General features: G+C 68.2%; 18 protein-coding genes and 1 pseudogene. 9 read left to right on the top strand and 10 right to left on the bottom strand.

Annotated features, from left to right (window positions below; all coding sequences use genetic code 11):
* Nucleotides 1-214 precede the first annotated feature (214 nt).
* Both B0I29_RS10130 and B0I29_RS10125 read left to right on the top strand, forming a co-directional pair.
* Nucleotides 215-1,453 (top strand): saccharopine dehydrogenase family protein, encoded by a 1,239-nt coding sequence (locus B0I29_RS10130; protein ID WP_111648610.1) that lies wholly within the window; start codon nt 215-217, stop codon nt 1,451-1,453.
* Nucleotides 1,454-1,529: 76 nt separating this feature from the next.
* On the top strand, nt 1,530-2,639 hold the full coding sequence (locus B0I29_RS10125; RefSeq protein ID WP_245972405.1) for a calcium-binding protein: 1,110 nt from the start codon (nt 1,530-1,532) through the stop codon (nt 2,637-2,639).
* Between the two features lie 294 nt (nt 2,640-2,933).
* Here B0I29_RS10125 and B0I29_RS10120 read toward each other — a convergent pair whose 3' ends face one another.
* Nucleotides 2,934-4,211: a serine/threonine-protein kinase gene (locus B0I29_RS10120; RefSeq protein WP_220091297.1), complete on the bottom strand. Its 1,278-nt coding sequence runs from the start codon at nt 4,209-4,211 to the stop codon at nt 2,934-2,936.
* Nucleotides 4,212-4,247: 36 nt separating this feature from the next.
* Between B0I29_RS10120 and B0I29_RS10115 the strand changes: the two genes are divergently transcribed.
* Together B0I29_RS10115 and B0I29_RS10110 are read left to right on the top strand one after the other, a co-directional pair.
* Nucleotides 4,248-4,802 (top strand): RNA polymerase sigma factor, encoded by a 555-nt coding sequence (locus tag B0I29_RS10115; protein WP_111648608.1) that lies wholly within the window; start codon nt 4,248-4,250, stop codon nt 4,800-4,802.
* A gap of 27 nt (nt 4,803-4,829) precedes the next feature.
* Nucleotides 4,830-6,065: a D-alanyl-D-alanine carboxypeptidase family protein gene (locus tag B0I29_RS10110; RefSeq protein WP_111648607.1), complete on the top strand. Its 1,236-nt coding sequence runs from the start codon at nt 4,830-4,832 to the stop codon at nt 6,063-6,065.
* Here the strand turns inward: B0I29_RS10110 and deoC are convergent.
* Nucleotides 6,062-6,757 carry a deoxyribose-phosphate aldolase gene (deoC, locus tag B0I29_RS10105; RefSeq protein ID WP_111648606.1) on the bottom strand — a complete coding sequence of 232 codons (696 nt, stop codon included), beginning with the start codon at nt 6,755-6,757 and terminating at the stop codon, nt 6,062-6,064. The two genes, B0I29_RS10110 and deoC, sit on opposite strands and share 4 nt — an antisense overlap.
* A gap of 67 nt (nt 6,758-6,824) precedes the next feature.
* On the opposite strand from deoC, the gene B0I29_RS10100 reads away from it, so the two are divergent.
* Nucleotides 6,825-7,535, top strand: coding sequence for a GntR family transcriptional regulator (locus tag B0I29_RS10100; protein WP_111648605.1), 711 nt, complete (start codon nt 6,825-6,827; stop codon nt 7,533-7,535).
* Here the strand turns inward: B0I29_RS10100 and B0I29_RS10095 are convergent.
* Nucleotides 7,530-8,768, bottom strand: coding sequence for a cellulose-binding domain-containing protein (locus B0I29_RS10095; protein ID WP_245972403.1), 1,239 nt, complete (start codon nt 8,766-8,768; stop codon nt 7,530-7,532). The genes B0I29_RS10100 and B0I29_RS10095 overlap by 6 nt on opposite strands.
* A 203-nt stretch (nt 8,769-8,971) precedes the next feature.
* Here B0I29_RS10095 and B0I29_RS10090 point away from each other — a divergent pair, with 203 nt between their 5' ends.
* Nucleotides 8,972-13,825 carry an ExeM/NucH family extracellular endonuclease gene (locus B0I29_RS10090; RefSeq protein ID WP_111648604.1) on the top strand — a complete coding sequence of 1,618 codons (4,854 nt, stop codon included), beginning with the start codon at nt 8,972-8,974 and terminating at the stop codon, nt 13,823-13,825.
* Nucleotides 13,826-13,883: 58 nt separating this feature from the next.
* On the opposite strand, the gene B0I29_RS10085 is transcribed toward B0I29_RS10090, so the two are convergent.
* The 6 genes and pseudogenes from B0I29_RS10085 to B0I29_RS10060 all read right to left on the bottom strand — a co-directional run bounded on the left by B0I29_RS10085 (nt 13,884) and on the right by B0I29_RS10060 (nt 21,548).
* Nucleotides 13,884-14,156 carry a DUF3040 domain-containing protein gene (locus B0I29_RS10085; RefSeq protein ID WP_111648603.1) on the bottom strand — a complete coding sequence of 91 codons (273 nt, stop codon included), beginning with the start codon at nt 14,154-14,156 and terminating at the stop codon, nt 13,884-13,886.
* A gap of 256 nt (nt 14,157-14,412) precedes the next feature.
* Nucleotides 14,413-15,102, bottom strand: a pseudogene (locus tag B0I29_RS10080) (dolichyl-phosphate beta-glucosyltransferase); the annotation flags it as partial.
* Between the two features lie 476 nt (nt 15,103-15,578).
* Complete coding sequence (locus B0I29_RS10075) at nt 15,579-17,765, bottom strand: ArnT family glycosyltransferase (protein ID WP_111648602.1); 2,187 nt, start codon at nt 17,763-17,765, stop codon at nt 15,579-15,581.
* Nucleotides 17,766-17,893: 128 nt separating this feature from the next.
* On the bottom strand, nt 17,894-18,958 hold the full coding sequence (locus tag B0I29_RS10070) for a 3-deoxy-7-phosphoheptulonate synthase (protein ID WP_111648601.1): 1,065 nt from the start codon (nt 18,956-18,958) through the stop codon (nt 17,894-17,896).
* 204 nt (nt 18,959-19,162) lie between these two features.
* Nucleotides 19,163-20,809 (bottom strand): HAMP domain-containing sensor histidine kinase, encoded by a 1,647-nt coding sequence (locus B0I29_RS10065; RefSeq protein WP_111648600.1) that lies wholly within the window; start codon nt 20,807-20,809, stop codon nt 19,163-19,165.
* A gap of 1 nt (nt 20,810) precedes the next feature.
* Nucleotides 20,811-21,548, bottom strand: a complete 738-nt coding sequence (locus tag B0I29_RS10060) for a response regulator transcription factor (protein WP_111648599.1) — start codon at nt 21,546-21,548, stop codon at nt 20,811-20,813.
* Between the two features lie 325 nt (nt 21,549-21,873).
* On the opposite strand from B0I29_RS10060, the gene B0I29_RS10055 reads away from it, so the two are divergent.
* Both B0I29_RS10055 and B0I29_RS10050 read left to right on the top strand, forming a co-directional pair.
* The gene (locus B0I29_RS10055; protein ID WP_111648598.1) at nt 21,874-22,245 is read left to right on the top strand and encodes a tetratricopeptide repeat protein; all 372 of its coding nucleotides are present in this window, start codon (nt 21,874-21,876) and stop codon (nt 22,243-22,245) included.
* Nucleotides 22,246-22,256: 11 nt separating this feature from the next.
* Complete coding sequence (locus B0I29_RS10050) at nt 22,257-22,541, top strand: Smr/MutS family protein (protein WP_111648597.1); 285 nt, start codon at nt 22,257-22,259, stop codon at nt 22,539-22,541.
* 19 nt (nt 22,542-22,560) lie between these two features.
* Here the strand turns inward: B0I29_RS10050 and B0I29_RS10045 are convergent, their stop codons facing one another.
* Nucleotides 22,561-24,915 carry a M28 family peptidase gene (locus B0I29_RS10045; protein ID WP_111648596.1) on the bottom strand — a complete coding sequence of 785 codons (2,355 nt, stop codon included), beginning with the start codon at nt 24,913-24,915 and terminating at the stop codon, nt 22,561-22,563.
* Nucleotides 24,916-24,990: 75 nt separating this feature from the next.
* Here B0I29_RS10045 and B0I29_RS10040 point away from each other — a divergent pair, with 75 nt between their 5' ends.
* On the top strand, nt 24,991-25,332 hold the full coding sequence (locus B0I29_RS10040; protein WP_181557743.1) for a hypothetical protein: 342 nt from the start codon (nt 24,991-24,993) through the stop codon (nt 25,330-25,332).
* Nucleotides 25,333-25,360 lie beyond the last annotated feature (28 nt).

Here is a 25,360-nt window from a genome sequence, read left to right as displayed (position 1 = left end):
ATGCGGGCTACCAACGGGTGTCTCACCCTCCGGTCACGCGGTGCCACGCCTTCACGAGCGCTACGCCTTCATGCCGGTCCGATGGACTTGTTCCCCCAAATTAGCCCTTTGATCCGAGCTTGTATGGATAACTCGGCAGATTTTCACCAACCCACCTACCAGGAGGTAACTGATGTGCTGCGCACCCTCCACCAAGGGTGCACAATCGGCACCCATGAGCGATCAAGCGCGCGAGTTCGACGTGATCGTCTACGGGGCCACGGGTTTCGTCGGTGTCCTTGTGGCACGGCACCTGGCCGGGTTCGCACCCGCGGGCACACGGATCGCCCTCGCCGGACGGTCACCGGAGAAACTGGAGGCAGTCCGCACCCGGCTGAACGTGGACTGGCCGATCGTGGTTGCTGACGCCACCGACACGGCCGCGCTGGACACTATGGCCGCACGCACCCGGGTGGTCATCACGACCGCTGGGCCCTATGCGAAATACGGCCGGATTCTTGCGCACGCCTGCGCGGAAGCGGGCACCGATTACGTCGACCTGACCGGTGAGGTGCTGTTCGCCCGGGACAGCATCAACGAGAACCATGAGGCGGCACGGCGTACCGGGGCGCGGATCGTGCACTCGTGCGGATTCGACTCGATCCCGTCCGACATCGGCGTGCACGTGCTGCACTCGCTGGTGGCGGCCGAGGACGCCGGCGAGCTGACTGACACCACACTCGTGGTGACGAGCCTGCGCGGCGGCGTGAGTGGCGGCACGATCGACTCGATGCGCTACCAGGCCGACGTGATGAGTAAGGACCGTGCGCTGCGGAAAATCGGCGCCAGCCCGTACTCGTTGAGTCCGGACCGCGCGGCGGAACCGGACCTCGGCCGGCAGGAGGACATGCCGGTCCTTACCGCCTCCGAGGTGGACCCCTCACTGCGTGGTCATTTGGCACCGTTCGTAATGGCGTCCTACAACACGCGGGTGGTGCGGCGCAGCAACGCGTTGCGCGAGTGGGCCTACGGCCGGCGGTTCCGATACCGCGAGGTGATGAGTGTCGGCGCCTCGCCGTTGTCTCCAGTGATCGCGCACGGCACGAAGATCGGGCTCGGCGCGCTGTTCGTCGGATTCGTCGTGCCGCCGGTCCGGTTCGTGCTGGACCGCATCCTTCCGAAACCGGGCACCGGGCCGAGCGAGCAGCGCCAGCAGTCGGGTCACTTCACCATGGACATCTTCACCACGACGAGCACCGGGGCGCGCTACACGTCCCGTTTCCGGGCCAAGGGCGACCCGGGATACGCGGCCACCGCGGTGATGCTCGGCGAGTCAGCGCTGGCACTGGCCCTGGACAGGGAAAAGCTGCCGCCGTCGGAGGGTGGCGTCCTGACCCCGGCAACGGGAATCGGAGACGCCCTGGTCGACAGGCTGCGCACCTCAGGAATGGAGATCACCGCCCGGAAGCTCTGAACGCGGCTTTTCTCCTATCGACGTCGTAACGGTGCCGTTCTATGATCCTGGCGCTGGATCTCGGGGGAGGACTTCCATGTCGCGTTCTGTCTGGCTGACTCGTGTCGGCGTCGTCATGTTCACCACCGTCTCGGCGGGTGTCCTCGCGGCACCGGCGCAGGCGGCCACCTCCGGAGTCGTCTCGGTCGTGGGCAAGACGACGGTGGAGTACAAATCCGCGACCGGCGCGAAGAACACTGTCGTCGTCACCCGGGCCGGGCGGACGATCACGATCGACGACCGGGTCGCGGTCAAGGCCGGTAAGGGCTGCAAGAAGGTCAAGGGCGACAAGACGAAGGTCCGCTGCACCTTGGCGAAGGCGCCTACGAGGCTGCGGGTCTACACGTACGACCGCAACGACTCGATCACCAACAAGACCGGCGTGCGGATGACCGCGGACGGCGGCACCGGTAAAGACGTCCTGACCGGCGGTTCGCTGGGCGACCGGCTCTACGGCGGCACCGGGAACGATTACATCAACGGTCGGTTCGGCAACGACACGATCTACGGTGGCGCCGGGCATGACACGATCCACGGCTGGTTCGGCAAAGACGTGCTGCACGGCGGTGACGGCAACGATTTCATGTGGGGCGAGGAAGGCAGCGACAAGATCTACGGCGAGGCCGGTCGCGATGACCTGGAGGGTTATCAGGGTCGTGACTACCTCGACGGAGGTTCCGGCGACGACTCGCTGTCCGGGGATGTGTACTCCGACGGCATTGCTGCCGACGTTCTCCTGGGTGGTACCGGCACGGACTTCGTCAACTATGGAGGCCACGAGAAGGCGATCACCGTCGACCTCGACGGTTCCCCCGGTGACGACGGCATCAAGGGTGAGCACGACACGGTCGGCGCCGATGTCGAGAACATCGCCGGAGGCTGGGGCAACGATCGGCTCACCGGTAACGCGGCGAACAACGTGATCCAGGCGTACACCGGGAACGACATCGTGTACGGCGGCGGGGGCGACGACTGGCTGTTCGGCGAGGACGGCCGCGACAAGATCTACGGCGGGGCCGGCGATGACTGGCTTGAGGGCAACGATCGTCCGGACGTCCCGGACCGGCTCGACGGCGGTGCCAACGGATCGCTTGGCGACGAATGCGTCGCCGGCAAACTCGACACAGTGGTTGGTTGCGAGCGCTGAGTAAAGCGCGCACGTGGTGAGTTAGTCCTGAGCTGCGAGGGCGCGGCTCAGGCCGCTGCCATCAGCGCTCGGTACTCCGTTATCTATCCGTGACGTGGAACCGAGAACCAAGTGGCGGGCCGGTGCATCGCACTGGAGGAAAGCATGGGGTTTTCCGCGGGGGATGACCGACCAGTGCTGGTGGGAACGGCCGCAATACGGGGGCGGCCGACTCCACAGTTCTGGTCGGCCACCCGCTACAAACCCGGCCACCCGCGACAAAACCGGCCTCTATGAAACCCCCAGACCCGGACGCTATGAAACTCCCAGCCGGAGCGTGCGCAGCACCTCGTCGGTGCGGTCCTTTCCGTCGACCTGGGTGATCTGGATGTAGACGCCCTCCAGCAGCACCTCGGTATAGGCCGCCTCGCACCCCGTCCACCGCTGAGCCACTCCAGCCCGGCCTGCCGCGACGACCCGGCGTTCGGGCAGGCGCGTGCAGTCCTCATGGCGGGGCGTCTCCGGAGCTCCGAGACCTGCGAACACGCCCGGTGCGTCACCCGCGTTCAGATCCGCGGAGACGTGCAAGCCGGGGCGCTGTCCATCCACACTGTCCCAGCCGCTGTCGTGCAGCTGCCGTCCCCACTGTTCAGGAACGGACAGCGAGATCGTGCGGGTGCTGTCGGTTACGCGTACCCAAGAAGGTGGGGTTGCGTCCGGGACCGTTGCGCCCGCGGTGGCGGCGATGGCGGCCAGAGCGAGCGTCGCACCGAGGAGGCGTCCGGCGCGGCGGGCGAATCGTCGCTTTCGTTTCGGGACCGAGATGTCGAGGGCGGCGGCGAAGGCGGCCGCGGACTCCCAGCGGCGGTTCCGGTCGGCGTCGAGCGCGCGCAGCACCACCCGGTCGAGCTGACGCGGAATCCCAGGCCGCAGTTTCGACGGGGCAACCGGCGCACGCAGCACCGGCGTCCGCCCGGTCAGCATCTGGTAGGTCATCGCGCCGATCGCGTGCACGTCGGCGCGCTCGTCCAATCCGCCGCCGGGCAGGCTCTGTTCCGGGGCCATGTATCCGGGCGTTCCGGCGGCCACCGTGAAGCCCGAAGCCTGCGCGATCTCCTTGGCGAGGCCGAGATCGGCGACCAGGACTCGCTCGGCGCCACGAACCGTGTCGAAGAGCACATTGGACGGCTTGAGGTCGCGATGCAGTACGCCGGACTCGTGCAGCACGGTGACGGCCTGTGCGATATCGGTCGCGGTACGCAGAGCCGCGCCCACCGGCATAGGGCCCTGCTCCAAACGTTCGGCGAGCGTCCCGCCGGCCGCATATGTCATGACCTGGTACGGCCGCCCATCCGGCAATTCGCCGAAGTCATGCACCCTGACCAGCCGTTCCGAGTCGGCCCGGCGCAGAACCTGGGCCTCCTGCTCGAACCGGGCACGCACGTCCGGGTGGTGCGCCCAGTTGTCGGCCAGCACCTTGATCGCGACCATCGAGTCGAGGACGTCGTCCTCGGCAAGCCACACTGTCGCGAAGGCGCCTGAGCCGAGGCGCTGCACGACGCGATATCGGCCGATCATGGTGGGAAGCGACACGCTCGTATTATGAGCGCGTCTATCAGGGGGAATGGCATGGGCACACGCGAAGAGGAGCAGGAAGCGCTCGCGGTTCGAGCAGCGGCCGGTGATGGATCGGCGCTGAACGAGTTGCTGGCGTCGATCCAGCCGAACGTGCTGCGGCGCTGTGCCCGTTTCCTACCCTGTTACCAGGACGCCGAGGAAGCCTGCCAGGACGTCCTTCTGCAGGTCGCGCGCAACATCGGCAGTTTCCAGGGCCGGTCGAAGTTCAGCACCTGGCTGCATGTGATCATCGCGAACGGCTCGCGGCAGACCTACCGGTCGTTGAAGCGCCGCGCCGCCGAGCAGTCGCATGCCGAGGCGCCGGTCGATGTGCCGGACGCGCGGACCACCAGCGTGATCGCCGGGTCGCGGCTTGATCTGCTGGACGCGCTGGAGCAGCTGGAGGGCCGCCGGGCCGAACTGGTGGCGCCGATGGTTCTGCGCGACATCTGCCAGCTCGATTACAAGGAGATCGCGTTGCATCTCGGTATCCCCGAGGGGACCGTGAAATCGCGGATTCATCAGGCTCGCGGGCATGTGCGGGAATACCTTGTTGCGGGGCTCTAGCTTGATCCGCCCGGCTTTACTGGGCCGATGACCGTCTACGGCACCCCTGCGCCCGTACCCAAGCGCCGTGGATTGATCATCGCGGCGGTAGCCGCGGCAGTCAGCCTGCTCGTCGCTCTCGTCGCGGTTTTTCAGTTCGTCCGGGATCTTCCGGCGGCGACGATCACCACCAGCATCGCCGCGAAACTCGCGATTCCCGGCAAGGCACCCAGCCTGCCGTGGCCGTCGACCGGTAACGCAGAGCTCATGGTCGAGGGACTCGGCCGTCTCGGCGGTACAGGCGGTGACGGGGCCGAACCGATCGGCAGCGTCGCTAAAGTGATGACTGCCTATGTGATTCTCAAGGAGCATCCGCTTACCGGAACTGCTGAAGGCCCGTCGCTGACCGTTTCTGATGCTGACGTGAAGGATTACGAGGGGCGCAAGGCGACCGGGCAGTCGCTGGTGCACGTCGTCGAGGGCGAGCAGCTCACCGAGCGGGACGCCCTTGAGGCGCTGATGCTGCCGTCGGCAAACAACATCGCGCATCAGCTCGCGATCTGGGATGCCGGCAGCGAGGAGGCCTTCGTCGCGAAGATGAACGCCGCGGCGGACTCGCTGGGCATGGACGAAACTGAGTACACCGACCCCAGCGGCTTCCTGCCGACCACCGTCAGCACCGCTGCTGACCAGGTAGATCTCGCCCGCGCCGCGATCAAGATGCCGGTCTTCGCGGAGATTGTCGAACTGCGTGAGGCGACCATTCCGGTCGTCGGGACGATCCGCAACTACAACGACTTGCTCGGCGTCGAAGGCGTCTTCGGCATCAAGACCGGCTCCACCGACGAGGCCGGTGGCAACCTCGTCTTCGCCTCCCGGCTGAAGGTCGGCGGCCGCACGCTCACGATCGTCGGCGCGGTCTTCAACCAGCCCGGCGCGAACACCCCGCAGCAGCTCGCCGAGGTCAACACGCACGTCCGCAAACTGCTGGCCGCAGTCCGCAAGACCGTTAAGGAATACCAGCTGATCGGCACCGATCCGGCTGGGCGCGTGGCGACCGCGTGGGGCGGCACCACCACGGTGTCGCCTGCGGCGCCACTGAAAGTAGTGGGCTGGCCAGGACTTTCGGTCCCGGTCACGGTCACGACGACGGCGCCGGGTCCGTCAATCGCCGCCGGCTTGGTCGTGGGCCAGGTCGAGGCCTCTTCGGTACGCGTGGAGCTGCGCACTGATGAGGCAGTGGAAAGTCCGTCCGCGTGGTGGCGGCTCAGCAGAATTTCTTAAGCTCGCCCGCCCGGAACATTGACCTGGCGCCGGGCGAGGTCGTCGAGGATCTCGGCGGTGGACGACGTCCCGAACCGGGACACACCGACCGCGGCCATCGCCAGCATGGTGTCCAGGCTGCGGATGCCGCCGGACGCCTTGACCTGCACGGCGGTGGAGACGGCCGAGCGCATCAGCGCGAGGTCGTCGATGGTCGCGCCGGTCGGGGCGAAACCGGTCGAGGTCTTTACGAACGCCGCACCGGCCCGCTCGGCCGCCCAGCAGGCCGCCAGCTTCTGCTCGTCGGTGAGGTACGCGGTCTCGAGGATGACCTTGACGTGCGCGTCGCCGGCCGCCTTCACCACGGAGAGGATCTCGTTCTCCACCGAGACGATGTCGCCGGAGCGCAGCCAGCCGATGTTCAGCACCATGTCGATCTCGGTGGCGCCCTGGTCGACGGCGAGCTCGGTCTCGGCCACCTTGATCTGCGTCGCGCTGTCCCCGTGCGGGAACCCGATCACGGTGCCGACCCGCACGTTGGTGTTCTGCAGCAACGCCACCGCGGTGGGCACGTCACTCGGGCGTACGCAGACCGAGGCGACGTCGTACTTCGCCGCGATCGCGCAGCCGGTGCGCACGTCCTCGACGGTGAACTCGGGCCGGAGGATGGAGTGGTCGATCATCTTCGCGATCTGCGCAACGGTGAAGTTCATGACAGAAACGTAGCTGTCTAGACAGCCTGTTGTCTAGACAGGTTGGCGCATCGGTAGGGTGTGGCCCATGCCCGACTTCGTGCCGCGCTATTTCCGTATCGAACAGGCACTGCGCGCACGGATCGCCCAGTCCCGCCCGCACGACCCGCTGCCCTCCGAGCCGGAGCTGGCCAGGGAGTTCGGCGTGAGCCGGATGACCGCCCGCGCCGCCGTGACCCAGCTGGTCAACGACGGTCTCGTCTACCGTGCCCCCGGCCGCGGCACGTTCGTCGCCGTGCCGGCCGGCCCGCGTCGCGCCGACAACCTGATCCGGCTCAGCGAGGAGATCCGCAAGCAGGGCCGCAAACCCTCGGCCCGGGTGCTGCTCGCCGAGCTGCGCCCGTCCACCGGGATGGAAGCGACCAGGCTGCGCCTGCGCGACAACGACGCGGTGGTCGCGATCCATCGGGTACGCCTTGCCGACGACGAGCCGATCGCTTTCGAGCGGGCCATGTACCCGGGCACGCTCGCCGCGCTGCTCGACGCGGACGTCTCCGGTTCGGTCCACGAGGCGATCGTCAGTCTCGGCCGGGTGCCCACCCGCGGCACCGCCACCCTGACGGCCCAGCCCGCCACCGAGGAGGACGCCCAGGAACTGGGTGTTCCGGTGGGCTCGGCCCTGCTCGTCGAGGAGCGCTTGATCCTCGACGAGACAGGACGGCCGCTGGAGCTGAGCGAGTCCCGGTACGCCGGTGAGCGTTACCGGCTCGATGTAGCTTTCGGGGTCGAGCCTTTATAGGCCGTACCGGCTCTTCAGGTGGCGCCACCAGTCACGGAGCATCCACTTGTCGAACTCGGTGATCTCGGTGGCGCTGCCGGCCATCATGATGAAGCCCTGCTTGCCGTCGAGCGGGTCCCAGTCGTAGAAGTCGTCCAGGCCGTACGTGTGGCCGATCTCGTGCAGCAGCACGTGGACGTTCTCGGTGGTCAGGTTGCTCATGAAGTACTCGGTGCCGATCCGCTGGCCCCAGTCGCCGCCGGCGCCGCCGTTGAAACCGTCGGTGAGCCAGAGCGAGTGGTCGTAGTGCCGCGACGTGCCGCCGGTGCACCCGGAGTAGTTGCCGTCCTGGTGGAAGAACCGGCCGCACGGCTCGGAGCACTGCGGCGCGTCCTCACGGATGTCGTTCACGTAGATGTCGACCGAGGAGTCGGTCCACTCCAGTTGCGCCCGGTCGCGTACCGCCCAGCCGACGACGTTGACCTTGACCTGCTGGTAGGGCCACGCGTTCCAGCCGGTCAGCTGGTCCATCCACTTCTGGTACTGCTTCTGCAGGGCCGCGTGCACGGCGTCGCGCTGTGCCGTGCTGACCTGCTTGGCGGAGTCCCAGCGTACGCAGTAGTTGATCGTGCCGTTGTTCGCGAAGAGCTGGTCCCAGCCGTAGTTCTTGAAGCCGTACAGATCGCTGTAGGTGTCTTCCTGGTGTTCCCAGACCGCGGCGAGGGGAGCGACCAGAGTGGACGGAGGGTTCCAGGGGTCAGCGGAAGAGGGGGAGGCCGACGGCGTGACCGAAGCAGATGGCGTGACCGAAGCAGACGGCGTGGGGGAGGTGGCCACTGCTCCTGTGCAGGTCGTGCCGTTCAGGCTGAACGACGCCGGCACGGGGTTCGCGCCGCTGAAACGGCCGGTGAAACCGGCGGTCACCGAAGCGCCGGCGGCGACCGTTCCGTTCCAGCCCGCGTTGCGCACGGTCACCGCGGTTCCGGACTGGGTCCATTCGGCGTTCCAGCCCTGGTCGACCTTCTGATTCGCGTCGGGGAACGCGAAGTTCAGCGTCCAGTTCTCCAGCCGATCGCCAAGATTCACAAGCGTGATCGAGCCCTGAAAACCGCCGGACCACTGGGAGGTGACCGCGTAATCAACGCGGCAGCCGGTGGCGGCGAACGCGGTCTGCACGACGGCGACCGTGGAGAACGCGGCTGCCAGGCAGGCGGCGAACCATGCGATGCGACGTTTCCGGATCTTTGAGAACACGGGGAGTCGCCTTTCGAGAGTTGGGGATGTCACACAGGAAGTGGATCCACCATCCAAAAAGGTTGCTCGGGCCGAACAAAAACGAACAATAAGGAGTCCGAACTCATCGACTGAATGCCTTTTCGTTACCTGAAAGAGAATTGATCGTCATTCGGCGTACCTACGCTCCGGCGGATCTACTTCGTTTCGGAGGATCCACCTCGATGCGTCCATACATACGCAGCGTGGTTTCCCCCGCGCGGTCCCGCTCCGCACTGCTGACCCGTTCCGGGTTGCGTGCGCTGGGCGCCACCGCCGTGGTTACCGCGCTCGGCCTTTCCCTGGCCGGCCCTGCCGTAGCGGCAACTGACACGCCGTTCATCAGCGAGATCCACTACGACAACACCGGCACCGACAGCGGCGAGGCTGTCGAGATCGAGGCTCCGGTCGGGTTCGACCTGACCGGCTGGCAGATCGTCCTCTACAACGGCAACGGTGGAGCCGCGTACAACACCGCGACGCTCAGCGGCCTCGTGCCGGCGTCCGGTGTGGTCGTTGCGACCTACGCCACCGACGGCATCCAGAACGGCGCGCCTGACGGCGTCGCCCTGGTGAAGCCGGACGGCACGGTCGTCGAGTTCCTCACCTACGAAGGCACCTTCGCCGCGACCGGTGGCCCTGCCGTCGGTCTGACCGGCACCGACATCGGCGTCGCGGAGACCACGACCACGCCGGTCGGCCAGTCGCTCCAGAAGATCGACGGCACCTGGCTCGCGCCGGCCGTGAGCAGCTTCGGCTCGCTCAACAAGGCCGTCGTCGTGGAGCCCGAGGAGCCGGAGGAGCCCTCCCTGGGCTGCACCACCACGATCACCCACACGATCGCCGGAGTCCAGGGCACCGGTACGGCGACCGGCCTGGCCGGCCAGACCGTCACCATCGAGGGCGTCGTCACCGCTGACTACCGCACCGGTGGATACAACGGCATCGCGATCCAGACGGCCGGCAGCGGCGGCGACCGCCCGGTCGCCGCGGGCACCGCGGGCACCGCGTCGGACGGCATCTTCGTCTACCTGACCGCCACCGCCGCGAACCACCCGGCCGTCGCGATCGGCGACGTCGTCCGGGTCACCGGCGCGGTCAGCGAGTACAGCGGCCTGACCCAGGTCAGCATCGCGGCCAAGGCCGACGTGCAGATCTGCTCCACCGGCGCGGTTCTGCCGACCCCGGTCGCGCTGACCCTGCCGGCCTCCGACGACGCTCGTGAGTCGCTCGAGTCGATGCTGGTCGCCCCGCTCGGCGCCTACACCGTCTCGGACAACTACAACACCAACCGGTACGGCGAGATCGTCCTGGCCGCCGGCGACGCGCCCGCCCGCATCCCGACCGACGTGGCCCGCCCGGGCTCCGCGGCCGCCGCGAAGGTGAAGGCCGACAACAAGGCCGGCCGGATCCTGCTGGACGACGCCAAGACCACCAACCTCGCCACCGCCGGCCTCGCGCCGCCGTACTTCTCGAAGGACGAGCCGCTGCGTGTCGGCGACACCGTCGAGCAGTTCGGCCCGAGCGTGCTGAGCTACGGCTTCAGCGAGTGGCGCCTGCAGCCGACCACCCCGGTCGACGCGAGCACCCCGGCCGCCACGCGGACCACGTTCAAGCACACCAACCCGCGTACCGCCGGTCCGGCGGCCGTGGGCGGCGACATCAAGGTCGCCAGCTTCAACGTGCTGAACTACTTCGTCCACTTCGGTGGCGAGGCGCGCGGCGCGACCGACGCGGCCGCTCTGGCGAAGCAGGAAGCGAAGATCGTCTCGGCGATCACCGCGCTCGACGCCGACGTGATCGCTCTCATGGAGATCGAGAACTCGGTCCGCTTCGAGACGACCGACACCCAGCTGGCGCTGAAGACCCTGGTCGGCGCGCTCAACACGGTTGACGGCGCGGGCACCTGGGACTACGTGCGTACGCCCGCCGAGCTGCCCAGCGCGGCCGAGCAGGACGTGATCACCAGCGCGATCATCTACAAGCCGGCCGTGGCCACGCCGAAGGGCGCGTCCAAGTCGGTCAACGACGAGACGGTCTGGGGCAACGCCCGCGAGCCGATCGCGCAGACCTTCACCTCTGGCGCGATCGACTTCACCGTGGTGGCGAACCACTTCAAGTCGAAGAGCGCCTCGGTCGTGCCGACCGGCGACAACGTGGACACCGGTGACGGTCAGGGCGCCTACAACGGCGACCGGATCCGTCAGGCGAACTCGCTGGCCACCTTCGTCGACAGCCTCGGCACCGACAAGGTCATCCTGCTCGGTGACTTCAACTCGTACGGCCAGGAGGACCCGCTCCAGGCCCTGTACGACAAGGGTTACTCCGACGCGCACGTCACGTTCGCGCCGAACAAGTCCTCGTACGTCTTCGGCGGCGAGTCGGGCTCCCTGGACCACGCGCTGGTTACCGAGGAGTTCTCGAAGCGGATCACCGGCGTCGACATCTGGAACATCAACTCGGTCGAGTCGTTCGCCTTCGAGTACGACGGTTACGCGCCGTTCTTCTCCGCTGACGCGTACCGCTCCAGCGACCACGACCCGGTCGTCGTCGGCCTGGACACCAAGGCCGCCGGCCCGGTGGACCTGCAGCTGCTGAGCATCAATGACTTCCACGGTCGCCTCGAAGCGCCGACCACGGGCAACGGCAGTGCCGCGCAGCTCGTCGGTGCGGTCAACCAGCTCCGGGCGGCCAACCCGAACACCGCGTGGGTCTCGGTCGGTGACAACATCGGCGCGTCGACGTTCATCTCCGCGATCGACAACGACAACCCGACGCTCGACGTGCTGAACGCCGGTGGCCTCAACGTCTCCGCGGTCGGCAACCACGAGTTCGACAAGGGCCTCTCCGACCTGCTGGGTCGCGTCGAGGACCGGGCGAACTTCCCGTACCTGGCGGCCAACGTGTACAAGGACGGCGAGCGGGTTCTGCCCGGTTACGTCGTGCAGAGCGTGGGCGGCGTCAAGGTCGGTTACATCGGTGTGGTGACCGAGCAGACCGGTTCGCTGGTCAGCCCGGACGGCATCAAGGGCGTGGAGTTCCGCGACCCGATCGCCGAGACCAACGGCCTCGCGACGCAGCTCTCCGACGGCAACGAGGCCAACGGTGAGGCTGACGTGCTGGTGCTGCTCGCCCACGAGGGCGCGGCCACCGAGAACATCAGCTCCGCGGCGGCCCTTCAGGCCGACTCGGTCTTCGGTGACTTCACCCGGGTCAGCGCTGACATCGACGCGATCTTCAGCGGTCACACCCACCAGCCGTACGCGTTCCAGGTTCCGGTCCCCGGCACCGACAAGACCCGTCCGGTCATCCAGGCCGAGGACTACGGCCTGAAGCTGGGCAAGGCGGTTCTGACGTTCGACCCGACCACCAAGACGGTCACGAACTCCACCGCTGAGCTGCTCAACGTCAACGGTTACCCGTCCGACCAGGCCGTCGCCGACATCGTGGCGAAGGCCAAGGTGACCGCGACCGAGCTCGGCAAGGCGGAGCTCGGCAAGATCACCGGCGACATCAAGCGGGCCGTCACGGCCGCCGGCGCCGAGGACCGTGGCGCCGAGTCGGTGCTGGGCAACTTCATCGCCGACGTGCAGCTGGACCAGACCAGCGACGCCGGCCGTGGTGGCGCCCAGATCGCGTTCATGAACGCCGGCGGTCTCCGGGCCGACCTGCTGTACGGCACCGACGGTGGCATCACCACCTACTCGGAAGCCTTCGCCGTCCAGCCGTTCGCGAACGACGTCGTGACCCAGACCCTCACCGGCGCCCAGATCAAGCAGGTGCTCGAGGAGCAGTGGCAGCCGACCGGTGCTTCCCGCCCGGTGCTGCACCTGGGTTCGTCGAAGGGGCTCACCTACTCCTACGACCTCAGCAAGGACCGCGGCTCGAAGATCATCGCGTCCTCGCTGAAGCTCAACGGCGTGGTGCTCAACCCGACCGGTACCTACCGGGTCACGTCGAACTCGTTCCTCGCCTCCGGTGGTGACAACTTCACCACCCTCGGCCAGGGCACCAACAAGATCACGACCGGCGACAACGACCTCACCATGCTGGTCAACTACTTCGCCAAGTACACCCCGATCACCGCGGACACCACGTTCCGCAGCACCCCGGGTGTGGCCGACGTGACCGCGCCGACCGGTACCTACAGCCTGAACGCCGCGGCGCTCTGGCCGGGCCAGTCGGTCACCCTGACCGAGGTCGCGCTCAGCGACGACGTCAGTGCCGCTGCCAAGGTCACCCGCGTGGTGAACTGGGGCGACGGCAGCGCGGCGGAGACCCTCGCCGCCGGCACGACCACCGCGACCCACACGTACGCGGCGGCGGGCAGCTACACCGTGTCGGTCGCACTGACCGACGAGGTCGGCAACACCGGCCCGGCCACGTTCAGCGGTTCGGCCACTGTGGTGGTCGCGGCGCAGGCCGGCAAGTACAAGCTGAACCCGAAGCTGATCTGGGAGACCGAATCCACCGATCTCGCCTTCTCCGGCGTGACCGGCGCGACCGAGCTCACCGTCAGCTGGGGCGACGGCACCACCACGAAGACGTCGGCGACCGGCACCAGCGTGTCGCACGCGTACACCAAGCCTGGCTTCTTCCAGGTCAAGGTGACGCCGTCGAACCCGGCCGGTGCCGGCAAGACCGTCACGGTCGGTGTGGTCACCGTCCTCTCGGACTGCTTCAAGCCGGAGGCCCGGATCTCCGAGCCGCGTAACGACGACCGGGCCTCGTCCTGGCAGTCGGTCAGCGGTACGGCGTACGACCTGGGCACCGGTGTTGCCTCGGTCAGCGTCGAGCTGATCCAGGAGCGGTCCGGCAAGTGGTACTACTTCACCGGCACCACCTGGGTGAAGGCCAGCTCCGAGCGGGACGCGGCTGCCAAGGCGGCCACGGTCAGCACGGTTCCGGACGCCAAGGGTGGCTGGACCGTGAAGACCGCCGGTGTCGAGAAGGGCACCCTGAAGATCGCGTACTGGGCCGAGGACAAGGCTGGCAACAGCTCGAAGTCCCAGACCTACTCGGTGCGGATCACCAAGTAAGACCCTGAGGTAAGGAAGGGCCCCCACCGGATCGCTCCGGTGGGGGCCCTTTTCACGTTTACCGAGAGTTGCGCCAGCGGAACGCGCCCGCGATCGCGGTTGCGACCGACCAGGCCGCCACCACCGCCGCGGCGATCCACCAGCCCACCAGGCCGAGCACCAGCGAGGCGACGGCGATCACGGCAGCGATGATGAACAGCGGTAGGGGAGGGCGTCCGGTCGCCGAGACGCTGAAGTTGCCGCCGCCCATGCGGGCGCAGAACTCCGGGTCGTCCCTCTGGAGTTGACGCTCAAGCTGCGCCAGCCGCCGGTTGTCCTCTTTACTGAGCATGCCGCCACCTTCCGGTCCCGCCGCGCCGGTTCAGCTGATCGAGATACAGCGATCTCGGTCACAGCCATTGTTACCTCTGAGTTGCATTTGTGATACGGCTCGGTGTGCCGATTTTTTCGCGCGCTTCACTTCACCGCGCCCACCTGCTGCCGGGTTCACCGGAAAGATCAGATATGTACGGAACGGCGGCACCCCCTCGCCCGGGGTTGCCGCCGTGTTTGGCTGAAACTGATCAGGTGCGGGACCGGAACACCCAGACCCGGCTGTCCGGATCGTCCACCCGGTCGACCGGCACCTCGTGGATGCGCAGCCCGGCCTTCTCCGCCAGCACCAGCATCTCGGTGTCGAAGAACCAGCCGGTGTCCTCCACCATCGGCAGCAGCCGGGAGGCGACATCAGCCCGAATGGCCTTGAATCCGCATTGCGCGTCCGAAAAACGGGCCGCCAGAGTGCCGCGCAGGAGGAGGTTGTAACCGCGCGAGATGAGCTCCCGCTTGGCGCCACGCACGACCCGCGCACCACGCGCCAGCCGCGATCCGACAGCCAGATCCGAATGCCCGGAAATCAGCGGCGCCACCAGCGGAAGCAGCGCGCCCAGATCGGTCGACAGGTCGACGTCCATATAGGCCAGAACGGCGGCGTCCGAGTGCGTCCAGACTTGTTTCAGTGCCCGCCCGCGCCCTTTCTCGGCCAGACGAACCGCGTCCACCTCAGGAAAACTCCTGGTCAGCCCCTGCGCAACCGCTGCGGTCCCGTCCACGCTGGCGTTGTCCGCGATCGTGATCCGGAACGGATAAGGAAAGTCAGCCGCGAGATATCCGTGCAATCGGCGCACACAGGGCCCGAGGTCGACCTCCTCGTTGTAGACCGGAATCACCACATCGAGAACCGGCGAACGCACAATGCGCGGCCCGGCATCCTGCGAAGGCGCGGTCGAAAGACTCATGCCGAAAAGCGTCCGCCGCCCTTCTGAGCCCTCCGTATCCAGTCCCTTTGAAACCCTATGAAACCCAGCCCATTTAATACGCCCTACGCCTCCCCAAACGCAGCAATCCAGCACCCCGCCTCCGGCGGCTACCGCCGGACACGCTGCGCGAACTCAAGCCCCATCCCCCGCCGCCGGCCCGCTGCCGGGCTGTTGAGCGAGCCGAGCCGTAGCTCAGATGCGTTATCGGACGCTCGTAAGGTGCCTGGACGACGGCTGCGGGACACGAGCCGTCGCTCAGCCACGTCATCGCGACCCCATGACAGGCCTGAGCTACGGCTCACCCCGCAGCCCCCCGGAGCGTGTTGACTAACGGTTCGATTCACACCCGAAATCGACACACCCGCCCGAACCGCGCGATCTTGGCGAGCTGGGCCGGCATTTCGACCGGTACTTGCCAAGATCGGGCGGTCCGCGCGGGTCGGGTAGGCGGTTGGTTATGCGGTGCCGGTTGTGGTGGGGGAGGTCAGGTCGTAGATGGTGGTGCTGTCTACCGTTTTGGCGGTGTAGTTGGCGGCCACCCACTCGCTGATCTGGCTGCTGAAGCTACTGCCGCCGTTACCGCCGCCACGGCTGAAGCTGCCGCCGCCGATGAAGTAGTGGATTTTGCCGTCGGTCACGTACTTCTGGAATTCCTCGAGGGTGGGTGACGGGTCGGTGCCGTTGAAGCCGCCTACTGCCATGACCGGCTTCTCGGTCGCCAGCTGATACCCGGAAGCGCTCTGCGAGCCGATCGCGGCGGCCACCCAGGTGTACTGGTCGGCGTTCGCTTCGAGCAGCGTCTTCATCTCGTCGCTGACCTCTACCGCGTTGAGCAGCCCACCCATGCCGCCGCCACCGCCGCGCATGCCACCGCCGCCGGTCTGCCCGCCGCCGTTCTGACCGCCGAAGCCGCCGCCCGGGGCACCGCCCTGACCACCGCCAGGGAAACCGCCACCCTGGTTGCCGCCGGGAAAACCGCCGCCTTGAGCACCGCCACCGGGAGCACCGCCCTGAGCGCCGCCACCAGGAGCGCCGCCCTGAGCGCCGCCACCGGGAGCGCCGCCGCCGCGGTTGAAGCCGCCGCGGCCGCCGCCACCGCCCGGGCCGCCGCCGAAGCCGCCGGCCACCGCCGGGCCCGCGGACGGAATCGATCCGGTGTGCGGTTCGGAGGCGGTCTGTACCGCGTAGGCAGCAGGTCCGGCCAGGCCGGCGACCGCCGCGACCGTTGCCGCGACCAGGGCCAGCCGCCGGCCGAGCCGGAAGGTGGCCACCACCGCGACCGCCGCGACGATGCCGGCGATCAGGACCGGCAGCCGCAGCCAGGGGAGGAAGTCGGAGCTGCGGGCCAGCAATGTGTACGACCACCAGGCTGTCACCGCGATCGTGGCGCCCAGGGTGAGCGCCGCGAAGATGTTGCGCCGCCGCTCCCACAGCAGCGTGGCGCCCATCGCGACCACACCGCCGATCGCCGGGGCCAGCGCCACCGTGTAGTACGCGTGGAAGATGCCCTGCATGAAGCTGAAGACCAGTGCGGTGGTCATCAGCCAGCCGCCCCAGATGATCAGAGCAGCGCGCTGCGCGTCGGTGCGGGCGCGGCGAGCCGTGATCACCAGGCCGGCGACGAGCAGGATCAGTGCGGCGGGCAGCAGCCAGGAGATCTGACCGCCCTGTGCGCTCTCGAAGAGGCGCAGTGGTCCGCCCTCACCCCACATGCCGCCGGCGTTCCCGCCGCCACCTCCGCCGCCGACGCTGCCGGTCTCGTCGCCGTTGAGCCGGCCGAGGCCGTTGTAGCCGAGGGTGAGTTCGAGCAGGCTGTTGTTCTGCGAGCCACCGATGTACGGCCGCATCGAGGCCGGGACGAGTTCGACGATGGCGATGTACCAGCCGGCCGACACCACGAGCGCGACCAAGGCGAGCACCAGCTGAATGAGGCGCTTGCCGAGTTTCGGCGGACCGGCGATCAGGTACGCGAGACCGAACGCCGGCACCACGAGCAGTGCCTGGAGCATTTTGGCGAGGAAGGCGAATCCGACGAAGACGCCGATCAGCGCGACCCACTTGGTGGAGCCGGTCTGCACGGCACGCAGAGTCGCGTACGCGCCGGCGACCATGAGCAGGACCAGCAGCGCGTCCGGGTTGTTGAATCGGAACATCAGCACGGCGACCGGAGTGAGCGCGGAGATCGCACCGGCGAGCAGGCCGGCGGCCGGACCGAATCCGGCGCGGCGCACCGTGGCGTACAGCAGTCCCGTGGTGGCGACGCCGAGAAGTGCCTGCGGTACGAGGATGCTCCACGAGCTGAGGCCGAAGACGCGTACCGAAAGGGCCATGATCCAGAGCGCGGCCGGCGTCTTGTCGACGGTGATCGCGTTTGCCGCGTCGGAGGAGCCGTAGAAGAAGGCCTTCCAGCTCTCCGAACCGGCCTGCACAGCCGCGGAGTAGAAGGCGTTGCCCCAGCCGGACGCGCCCAGTCCCCAGATGTAGAGGACCGCGGTCAGCACAAGGAGAGTTATCAGCGAAGGACGGATCCAGGCAGCGTCGTTGCGACCCAGGAAGAGGCGAGCCGCGCCCGTACGGTCACGTGGAGGAGCCGGCGGGTCCGCCGGCTCCTCGATAACGGGCGGCGGCAGCGTCGTGGTCATCTAGGTACTCCCCAGGGAGAGCTGGCGGATTCGTACCCGATGAACGATTGACGGATGTTCTGTCGCTGACTTGTGCCCGAACTGTGTGATCCCTGTGAGTCCAAAGCGGACTCACAGGGATAAGAGCCTCAGAGGGCGCGGCGCTTCGCGGATGCCGCGGCGAGCCGCTCCAGCGTCGCGACCGTGGCGTCCCAGCCCATGCAGGCGTCGGTGACCGACTGGCCGTAGGTGAGCGTTCCGCCGAGGTCCTGGCGTCCCGGCTCGATGAAGCTCTCCAGCATCACGCCGCTGATGGCCTGTTGACCGGCCTCCACCTGGGCGGACACGTCCTCGACCACGATCGGCTGGCGCAGGTGGTCCTTGTTGCTGTTGCCGTGCGAGCAGTCGATGACCAGACGCTCGGGCAGGCCGGCCTTGCGCAGCAGCTCCACCGACGCGGCGACGTCCGCGGCGCTGTAGTTCGGCTTGCCGCCGCCACCACGCAGAACCAGGTGGCAGTCCGGGTTGCCGGTGGTGTGCAGGATCGCCGGGGTACCGGAGTAATCGATCCCCGGGAAGACGTGCTGCGCGGCCGCGGCCTGGATCGCGTCGACGGCGGTGGAGACGCTGCCGTCGGGGCGGTTCTTCATGCCGATCGGCATCGACAGCCCGGAGGAGAGCTGGCGGTGCACCTGCGACTCGACGGTACGCGCGCCGATCGCACCCCACGCCACGGTGTCCGCGATGTACTGCGGGGTGATCGGGTCGAGGAACTCCACCGCGACCGGCAGGCCCCGGCCGAGGACTTCGAGCAGCAGCTTGCGGGCGACCCGCAGGCCGGTGCCGACGTCGCCGGTGCCGTCCAGGGCCGGGTCCATGATCAGACCCTTCCAGCCGACAGTGGAACGCGGCTTCTCGAAGTACACCCGCATCACGATCAGCAGGTCCTCGCTGAGCCGCTCGGCCTCCTTCTGCAGGAGGTCGGCGTACTCGCCGGCGGCGATTGGGTCGTGCACGGAACACGGTCCGACGACGACGAGCAGCCGCTGATCTCGGCCGTTCAGCACGTCCTCGACCTGCTTGCGGCCGGCCAGCACGGTGTCATGCAACTCGGTGGTCAGCGGCAGCTCGTGGTGCAGCAGCGCCGGGCTCATCAGCGGGACGACCTTCTCGATGCGCTGGTCGCGAACTCGCTGCACCTCAGGGGCGGTCATGGCGGTTTCTCTCTCCTTCGCCGGCGCCCGAGGCGAGAGCCGGCTTGCTCGTGGCAAACAAAAAGGCAGCGACGTCGCGTCGCTGCCTCGGCCGGCTCTGGCGGGTGTCTCAGGTCATGCGGTCATGGCCGAGTCACCGGCGAAAGCCGGCCTCGTAAACCAATAGAACGCACGGATCGGAGACACGCCGCCAGCATAGCCACATCACCGTACGGAGTGCAGCTCCTGGACATGTTGTTCAGCTGTTGGGACGACCGGTGGTGGGCCGAGCGGCAGCATCACGGTGAAAACCGTCTGCCCGGGCCGGCTCTGCACGCCGACCTTGCCACCGTGCGAGGTGACCACCGCGTGCACGATCGACAGGCCGAGACCGGTGCTGCCGGCGGCACGCGAGCGGGAGCTGTCGCCCCGGGTGAACCGTTCGAAGATCCGCGACGCCAGCTCGGGCTGGATGCCCGGACCGTTATCGATCACCTGCAGTACGGCGGCGTTCGGCACCGCGCCCACCTTGACCGTCACGGTCGAGCCCTCCGGCGTGTGGGTGCGCGCGTTGGCGAGCAGGTTCGCCAGCACCTGGTGCAGCCGGGCGCCGTCACCGATCACCGTCACCGGCTCTTCCGGCAGATCGAGCTGCCAGTAATGGCCCGGTCCGGCGGCGTGCGCGTCGCTGGTCGCGTCGACGGCGAGCATGGTCAGATCGACCGGGTCCTGCGCGAGGGGCCGGCCGGCGTCCAGCCTGGCGAGCAGCAGCAGGTCCTCGACGAGCGCGGTCATCCGTTTCGCCTCGGACTCGACCCGGGTCAGCACGTGCGCGATCTCGTCCGGGATCACCTGGCGGCTGCGCCGGCTGAGCTCGGCGTACCCACGGATCGCGGCGAGCGGCGTGCGCAACTCGTGGCTGGCGTCGGCGACGAACTGCCGCACCTGCATCTCGCTGGCGTGCCGCGCTTCGAGGGCGTTGCCGACGTGGTCGAGCATCGCGTTCAGCGCCGCGCCGACCTGACCGACCTCGGTGCGCGGATCGGTGTCGCGCTCGGGCACTCGCTGCGCGAGTTGCACCTCGCCGCGATCCAGCCTGAGCTCGGAGACCCGGGTCGCGGTCGCTGCCACTCGATCCAGAGGCTTGAGGGTACGCCGGACGATGAGCGCACCACCCCACCCGGCAATGAGCAGCGATCCGACGATGACGCAGCCGGTGAACATCGCGACGGTGACCAGCGTGTGGTTGACGTCGGCGAGCGGGAGCGCCGCGATGACCAGGTATTCGGTGCCGCCCTGGCCGCCGAAGCCACCGACCTCGGTGGTCCAGGCGATGGCCCGGAACTCGCCGGCGTCGCCGAGGTCGACGTCGATCTCGTTACCGTTCGCCGCGATGGCCGCCGTGGTCAGCGTGGTCTGCGCCGTGCCGGTCAGCGAGGTGTACTCGTTGCCGCCGCCGTCGGTGGCGCTGGTGGCGTCCTTGAACGCGATCAGACCGCCGCCGGCCGCCGTGGTGGTGTCGGCCGGGTCGAGGAAGAGCAGGATCGAGTCGCGCGAGATGTTGGGCGGTGGCGAGTTCAGCGGGCTGGTGTTGCCCAGCCGCGTGGAGGGCACGTCTTCGGGTGATGGGGGTTCGCCAGGCGACTTGCTCCAGCCGCCTCCGCCGCGGACCGCGAACTTCTGCGCGTCCGCGAGTTTTCCGTCGAGCTGGCTGTAGAGGGATTTCTGCAGGTAGATCTCTGCGGTGCTGCCGACGACCAGGCCCAGGACCGCGAGCAGGGCGATCATGGTGGCGACCAGCCGGGTGCGCAGGGGCCAGCCCGCTGGGCTGCGCCAGCGGGCGGGGCGGGGGCGGGTGTCGGCGGCGGTCATGTCAGTCAGCCGGCTTGAGGACGTAACCGGCGCCACGCATGGTGTGGATCATGGGCGCGCGGCCGGCGTCGATCTTCTTGCGCAGGTACGAGATGTAGAGCTCCACGACGTTGGCTTGCCCGCCGAAGTCGTAGTTCCACACGCGGTCGAGGATCTGCGGCTTGCTCAGCACCCGGCGCGGGTTGCGCATGAGGTAGCGCAGCAGCTCGAACTCGGTCGCGGTCAGCGTGATCAGGTCACCGGCGCGGCGTACCTCGTGCGAGTCCTCGTCCAGGGTGAGGTCACCGACGACGAGCTGCGACTCGGTACGCATCGGCGCGTGACCCATCCGGCGCATCAGACCGCGCAGCCGGGCCACGACCTCTTCCAGGCTGAACGGCTTGGTCACGTAGTCGTCGCCGCCGGCGGTCAAGCCGGTGATCCGGTCCTCGACCGAGTCCTTGGCAGTCAGGAACAGCACCGGGACCTCGGGAGACTCGCCACGCAGACGACGCAGGACCTCAAGCCCGTCGATGTCGGGCAGCATCATGTCCAGGATGACGGCGTCGGGGCGGAACTCCCGGGCCGTACGCACGGCGGTCATGCCGTCACCGGCGCTCTTGACCTCCCAGCCCTCGTATCGCAGCGCCATCGAGAGCAGCTCGGCGAGAGTCGGCTCGTCGTCGACCACGAGAACCCGGACCGGGGTCCCGTCGGGACGCCGGAGTTCGGTGCTGGTGTCTGCGTTCGCCATCGTCATGCCCCTACTTTGCTGGGCGACGCTCTGCGCCGGCTTTTCGTTTCCTGTGTAGCAGCTGTGCGGTACGGACACAGTTAGGTCACGAGCATTGGCGGCGAGGCTTGCCCGCCAAACGGGTAAAAGTAACATAATGGTCGCGTGAGAGTGGAATCCAAACTGCTCGCGATGCTCCTTCTGACCGGAGGGATCGCTCTGCTCCTGCTGAAGCGCTGACGACATCCGCCGGATGGCCCGGCGGAATCACGCGTGGGAACACTCGCCGACTGGCCGGTGTTTGTGCGAGCGTTGGTCAATGTCGGCAGCGCCGAGGCGTGGGGAGCGTGACGTGGATCTTCTCGAGGAGTACCGCAGGGCGACTTTCTTCTTCGAGTCCGGCGACCCGCTCGGCGCCTCGAAGCTGCTGGAGCCAATAGTCGAGGCCGAGCCGCACAACACCGCGGTCCGGCAGCTCCTGGCCCGGGCCTATTTCAACTCGGCCCAGCTCAAAGGCGCGGAGACGCAGTTGCGCGCGCTGGTCGACCATGATCCGTCCGACCACTACGCGCACCACGTGCTCGGCCGGACCCTGGAGCGGGCCGGCCGTTTCCGTGAGGCTCTGCCGCACCTGCGGCTGGCCGCCGCGATGAAGACGCAGCCGGACTATCAGGAGGCGCTGCGCCGGGTCGAGACCTGGCTCGGCAAGAACGAGTCCGCGTAGGGTTTCGTCTCGTGAAGCTGAAGCTGGATCTGCACGACATCTTCAACAAGGGGCACGAGATCGACCGTGCCCTGCGGGGCATCATCGACGAGGCGATCCAGAAAAAGGCGTCCCTCGTCGAGATCATCCCGGGCAAGGGGAGCGGAGCACTGAAGAAAAAGGTGCTCCGCTTCCTCGACCAGAAGGAGATCAAGCAGCTCTATCACCGGGTGGAGAAGGACGGCGACAACTGGGGCCGTCTCTTCATCCACTTCCGGCACGACGTGTCCACCGGACGTCGCGGGCGCGGTCGTTAACCCGTACCCAAGAAGGTCTTTAAAGGGTGTAGGTCTTCGCCACCGCGACCATCTCGCTGCTGTGTGAACCGAGGACGCCGACGCCCGCGGGCCGGGGCTGGAACCCGGGGATCGTGGTGACGTCGTCGGTCGCGTCCATGGCGCGGAAGGTGACCGGGCCGGTAACGCTCACGGTCAGGGTGATCTCCACGCCCTCGGCCGGCGGCGCGTGGAAGACGAAGCCGAAACCCCAGCCGGCGCCGGCCACACCGGTCACGTCGACCGGACGGCCGCCGACCGTCGCCTGGGTGACCTTTGACGACTCCGCCACGTGCAGGGTGACGAACCGGGCGGGCCGCTGCGGCTTCAACAGCAATCGCAGGGTCCTTTCCGTGCCGGATGTGTTGTCCCCGGTCACGGTGAGCGCGGGCGCGGCGAGGTCGGACCAGGCCGGCGCCGGGCCCATCCGCAGCTCCTCGTCACCGAAAGCCGGCAGCAGCGCGGTGATCGTGCCGGCCGGCTCGGTGAGGTACTGCGACGTCCACTCCTGCGGATCCGCCTCGTGGCTCAGCCAGCGGGCCTGCTGGGTGTCCGCGTCGAGCGCGTACATCAGGTGGGTGAGCGACGGGTGCTCGGCGTCGAAACGGTCGACGGCCAGGCCGGTCGCGGTGCAGGCGATCGCGGTCACCGCGGCCAGGACCGCGGGCAGAGCGCCGAGCCGGCGTGCCTTCGCCGCCTCCGTGCCGCGAGCGCCACCGGCCGCCGGATGGATCAGGTCGAAGACCGGCAGCAGCGCGAGCGCCAGCAGCACGGTCAGGAATGCGCCGACACCGGCCATCGGCATGCCCAGTGCGGGGAAGAGCATCAGCACGGTGGGCAGCAGGATCACCACGGCGACGACGGCGCCCGCGGCGATCGCGAGCGTGCCGGTCTTCTCCACGGTGATCGCGATGAGCGCGGCGAGCGCGCCGGCCAGGGCCGGCAGGGTCGCGAGGTACGCGCCACCGGGCGTCAGCACCGCGAGCACCACACCCAGCACGGCCAGCCAGCCGAACCCGGCCACCGCCAGGGCGGCCGGTCCGATCCGGCGGCGCAGCAGCGCGTACCAGGTGAGCACCGTGCACGCGGCGATCGCGATCACCGCGAGGCGATACCAGAGTGGACGGTACGGGTCGATCGGCAGCGCGGCGTACGCCGGCCGGATCACGGTGAGCAGCGCCCACAGGCCCTGTGCCAGTGCCGGAGCGACGACGATCGGGATCAGGGTGAGCCCGGCCGCCGCGGCCATCCGCCCGCCGCCGGCCCGGCCCTGCCGGCGGACCAGCCAGGCCAGGGCGGCGACCGCGACCAGGGCCAGCACGGCGAGCGGCAGGACCAGCGAACCCGGGTACCGGACCAGCAGGCCGGGCACCGGGAAATAGGTGGCGTCGCCGCCGTCACCGATGCCGGCGAGGTCACGTCCGCCGAGTTCGCGCAGGACCGCCAGGGTGTTCTCGCCGTGGTGCTGCAGGCTGTCCCGGTTCATCGACTCCGGGGTGTCGGTCGGCGCGTGATAAACGGCCGCGCCGTCGATGTACGCCGCGTTCAGCCCGAGGAAGCCGGCGGCCAGGAACGGCGTGAAGTCGGTGTCGTTCGGCAGCAGCCGGTAGATCTCCACGGCGAACGACGTGCCGACCGGCTGCGGCGCGGCGCTGTACGCCCCGACCAGCCGCCCGTTGTTCTCCGACGTCTCGAACATGATCGCCGGGCCGTCGCTGCCGCGAGCCTCCAGGTTCAGCACCACCCCGCCGTCCCGGGCCAGCGGGTGCTGGTCGACGAACGCCTTCGCGCCGCAGAGACAGGCCTCCTCGGCGTCGGTGAGCACCAGCACCACGTCGTTGCGCAGCTTGTCGCCGGCGCTGGTCAGCGCACGGGCGATCTCCAGGATCGAGGCGGTGCCGGCCGCGTCGTCGTTGCCACCCGGGCCGACCTGCGCCGAGTCGTAATGCGCGACCAGGAAGATCCGTTTGGTCGAGGCGGTGCCCGGGATCAGGGTGACCACGTTGCGTACCCGGGCCAGCCCGGCGCCGCCCGCACTGGCCGACAGCGTGCCGCCCTGGATCGTCACGGTGTCCTGGGACTCAGGCGACAGGCCCAGTCCGCGCAAGGTCTCGATCAGGTGGTCGTGGACCTTCGCGTTCGCCGGGCTGCCTGCCGGGTGCGGCTCGGACGCGATCGTGCGTACCTGCTCGAAGGCGCGTTCGGCGCTGAAGTCGCCGGCCGGGGCAGACGTGGGCAGGGCCGCCGGCGGGGTGATCGACCGGACGGCGAAGAACCCGGCCAGGGCCAGAACGGCCAGGACCACCGCCGCGGCGATCCCCCGGCGAGCCGGTCGGGTGAGAGCGAAGTCACGCATGGGTGACATCTAAGCGCCCACGGCCTCCGGCGGGTACCCCGAAGATCCATTCGCGCGTGCAATAGCGTGGACCGGGTGACTACTCCGCTCGACCCGGCCGCAGTCATCGCGGAATTCATCGACGCGGTGTCTCCGTACAACCCGCATCCCGATGCGGCCCCTGTCGCTGTCGTGGGGGTCCGTACCGCTTTGGGGGAGGATGTCTTCACCCTCAGTGATCACGTTGTGCGCGCTATGTGCAAGGCGCTGGTGTCCTATCGGGACCCTGAGGACCGGGGCAATTGCATCGGCTGTGGCGGCCGCCACCTCGACGAGAACCTGCACTGCCGCGACTGCGGGCAGCTGCACGGCATTCTGGGCCAGGTGATCGCCGAGCACGCCCGCCGGGTGGCGACCGAGAACGACAGCTCACAATGAGCCCAGGTCACGAGCTGATGACCAGAGT

The organism is Actinoplanes lutulentus, assembly GCF_003259845.1.
Taxonomy (GTDB): domain Bacteria; phylum Actinomycetota; class Actinomycetes; order Mycobacteriales; family Micromonosporaceae; genus Actinoplanes; species Actinoplanes lutulentus.
Note: the sequence above shows the minus strand (reverse complement) of the source record. Positions and strands in the feature narration are given on the sequence as shown.

What these genes read in the sequence shown, in the direction of transcription:
- B0I29_RS10085 (WP_111648603.1), bottom strand. Translation starts at nt 14,156, where the DNA reads ATGCTCAGTAAAGAGGACAACCGGCGGCTGGCGCAGCTTGAGCGTCAA.
- B0I29_RS10125 (WP_245972405.1), top strand. Translation starts at nt 1,530, where the DNA reads ATGTCGCGTTCTGTCTGGCTGACTCGTGTCGGCGTCGTCATGTTCACC.
- B0I29_RS10045 (WP_111648596.1), bottom strand. Translation starts at nt 24,915, where the DNA reads ATGCGTGACTTCGCTCTCACCCGACCGGCTCGCCGGGGGATCGCCGCG.
- B0I29_RS10065 (WP_111648600.1), bottom strand. Translation starts at nt 20,809, where the DNA reads ATGACCGCCGCCGACACCCGCCCCCGCCCCGCCCGCTGGCGCAGCCCA.
- B0I29_RS10115 (WP_111648608.1), top strand. Translation starts at nt 4,248, where the DNA reads ATGGGCACACGCGAAGAGGAGCAGGAAGCGCTCGCGGTTCGAGCAGCG.
- B0I29_RS10110 (WP_111648607.1), top strand. Translation starts at nt 4,830, where the DNA reads ATGACCGTCTACGGCACCCCTGCGCCCGTACCCAAGCGCCGTGGATTG.
- B0I29_RS10130 (WP_111648610.1), top strand. Translation starts at nt 215, where the DNA reads ATGAGCGATCAAGCGCGCGAGTTCGACGTGATCGTCTACGGGGCCACG.
- B0I29_RS10090 (WP_111648604.1), top strand. Translation starts at nt 8,972, where the DNA reads ATGCGTCCATACATACGCAGCGTGGTTTCCCCCGCGCGGTCCCGCTCC.
- B0I29_RS10070 (WP_111648601.1), bottom strand. Translation starts at nt 18,958, where the DNA reads ATGACCGCCCCTGAGGTGCAGCGAGTTCGCGACCAGCGCATCGAGAAG.
- B0I29_RS10075 (WP_111648602.1), bottom strand. Translation starts at nt 17,765, where the DNA reads ATGACCACGACGCTGCCGCCGCCCGTTATCGAGGAGCCGGCGGACCCG.
- B0I29_RS10100 (WP_111648605.1), top strand. Translation starts at nt 6,825, where the DNA reads ATGCCCGACTTCGTGCCGCGCTATTTCCGTATCGAACAGGCACTGCGC.
- deoC (WP_111648606.1), bottom strand. Translation starts at nt 6,757, where the DNA reads ATGAACTTCACCGTTGCGCAGATCGCGAAGATGATCGACCACTCCATC.
- B0I29_RS10060 (WP_111648599.1), bottom strand. Translation starts at nt 21,548, where the DNA reads ATGACGATGGCGAACGCAGACACCAGCACCGAACTCCGGCGTCCCGAC.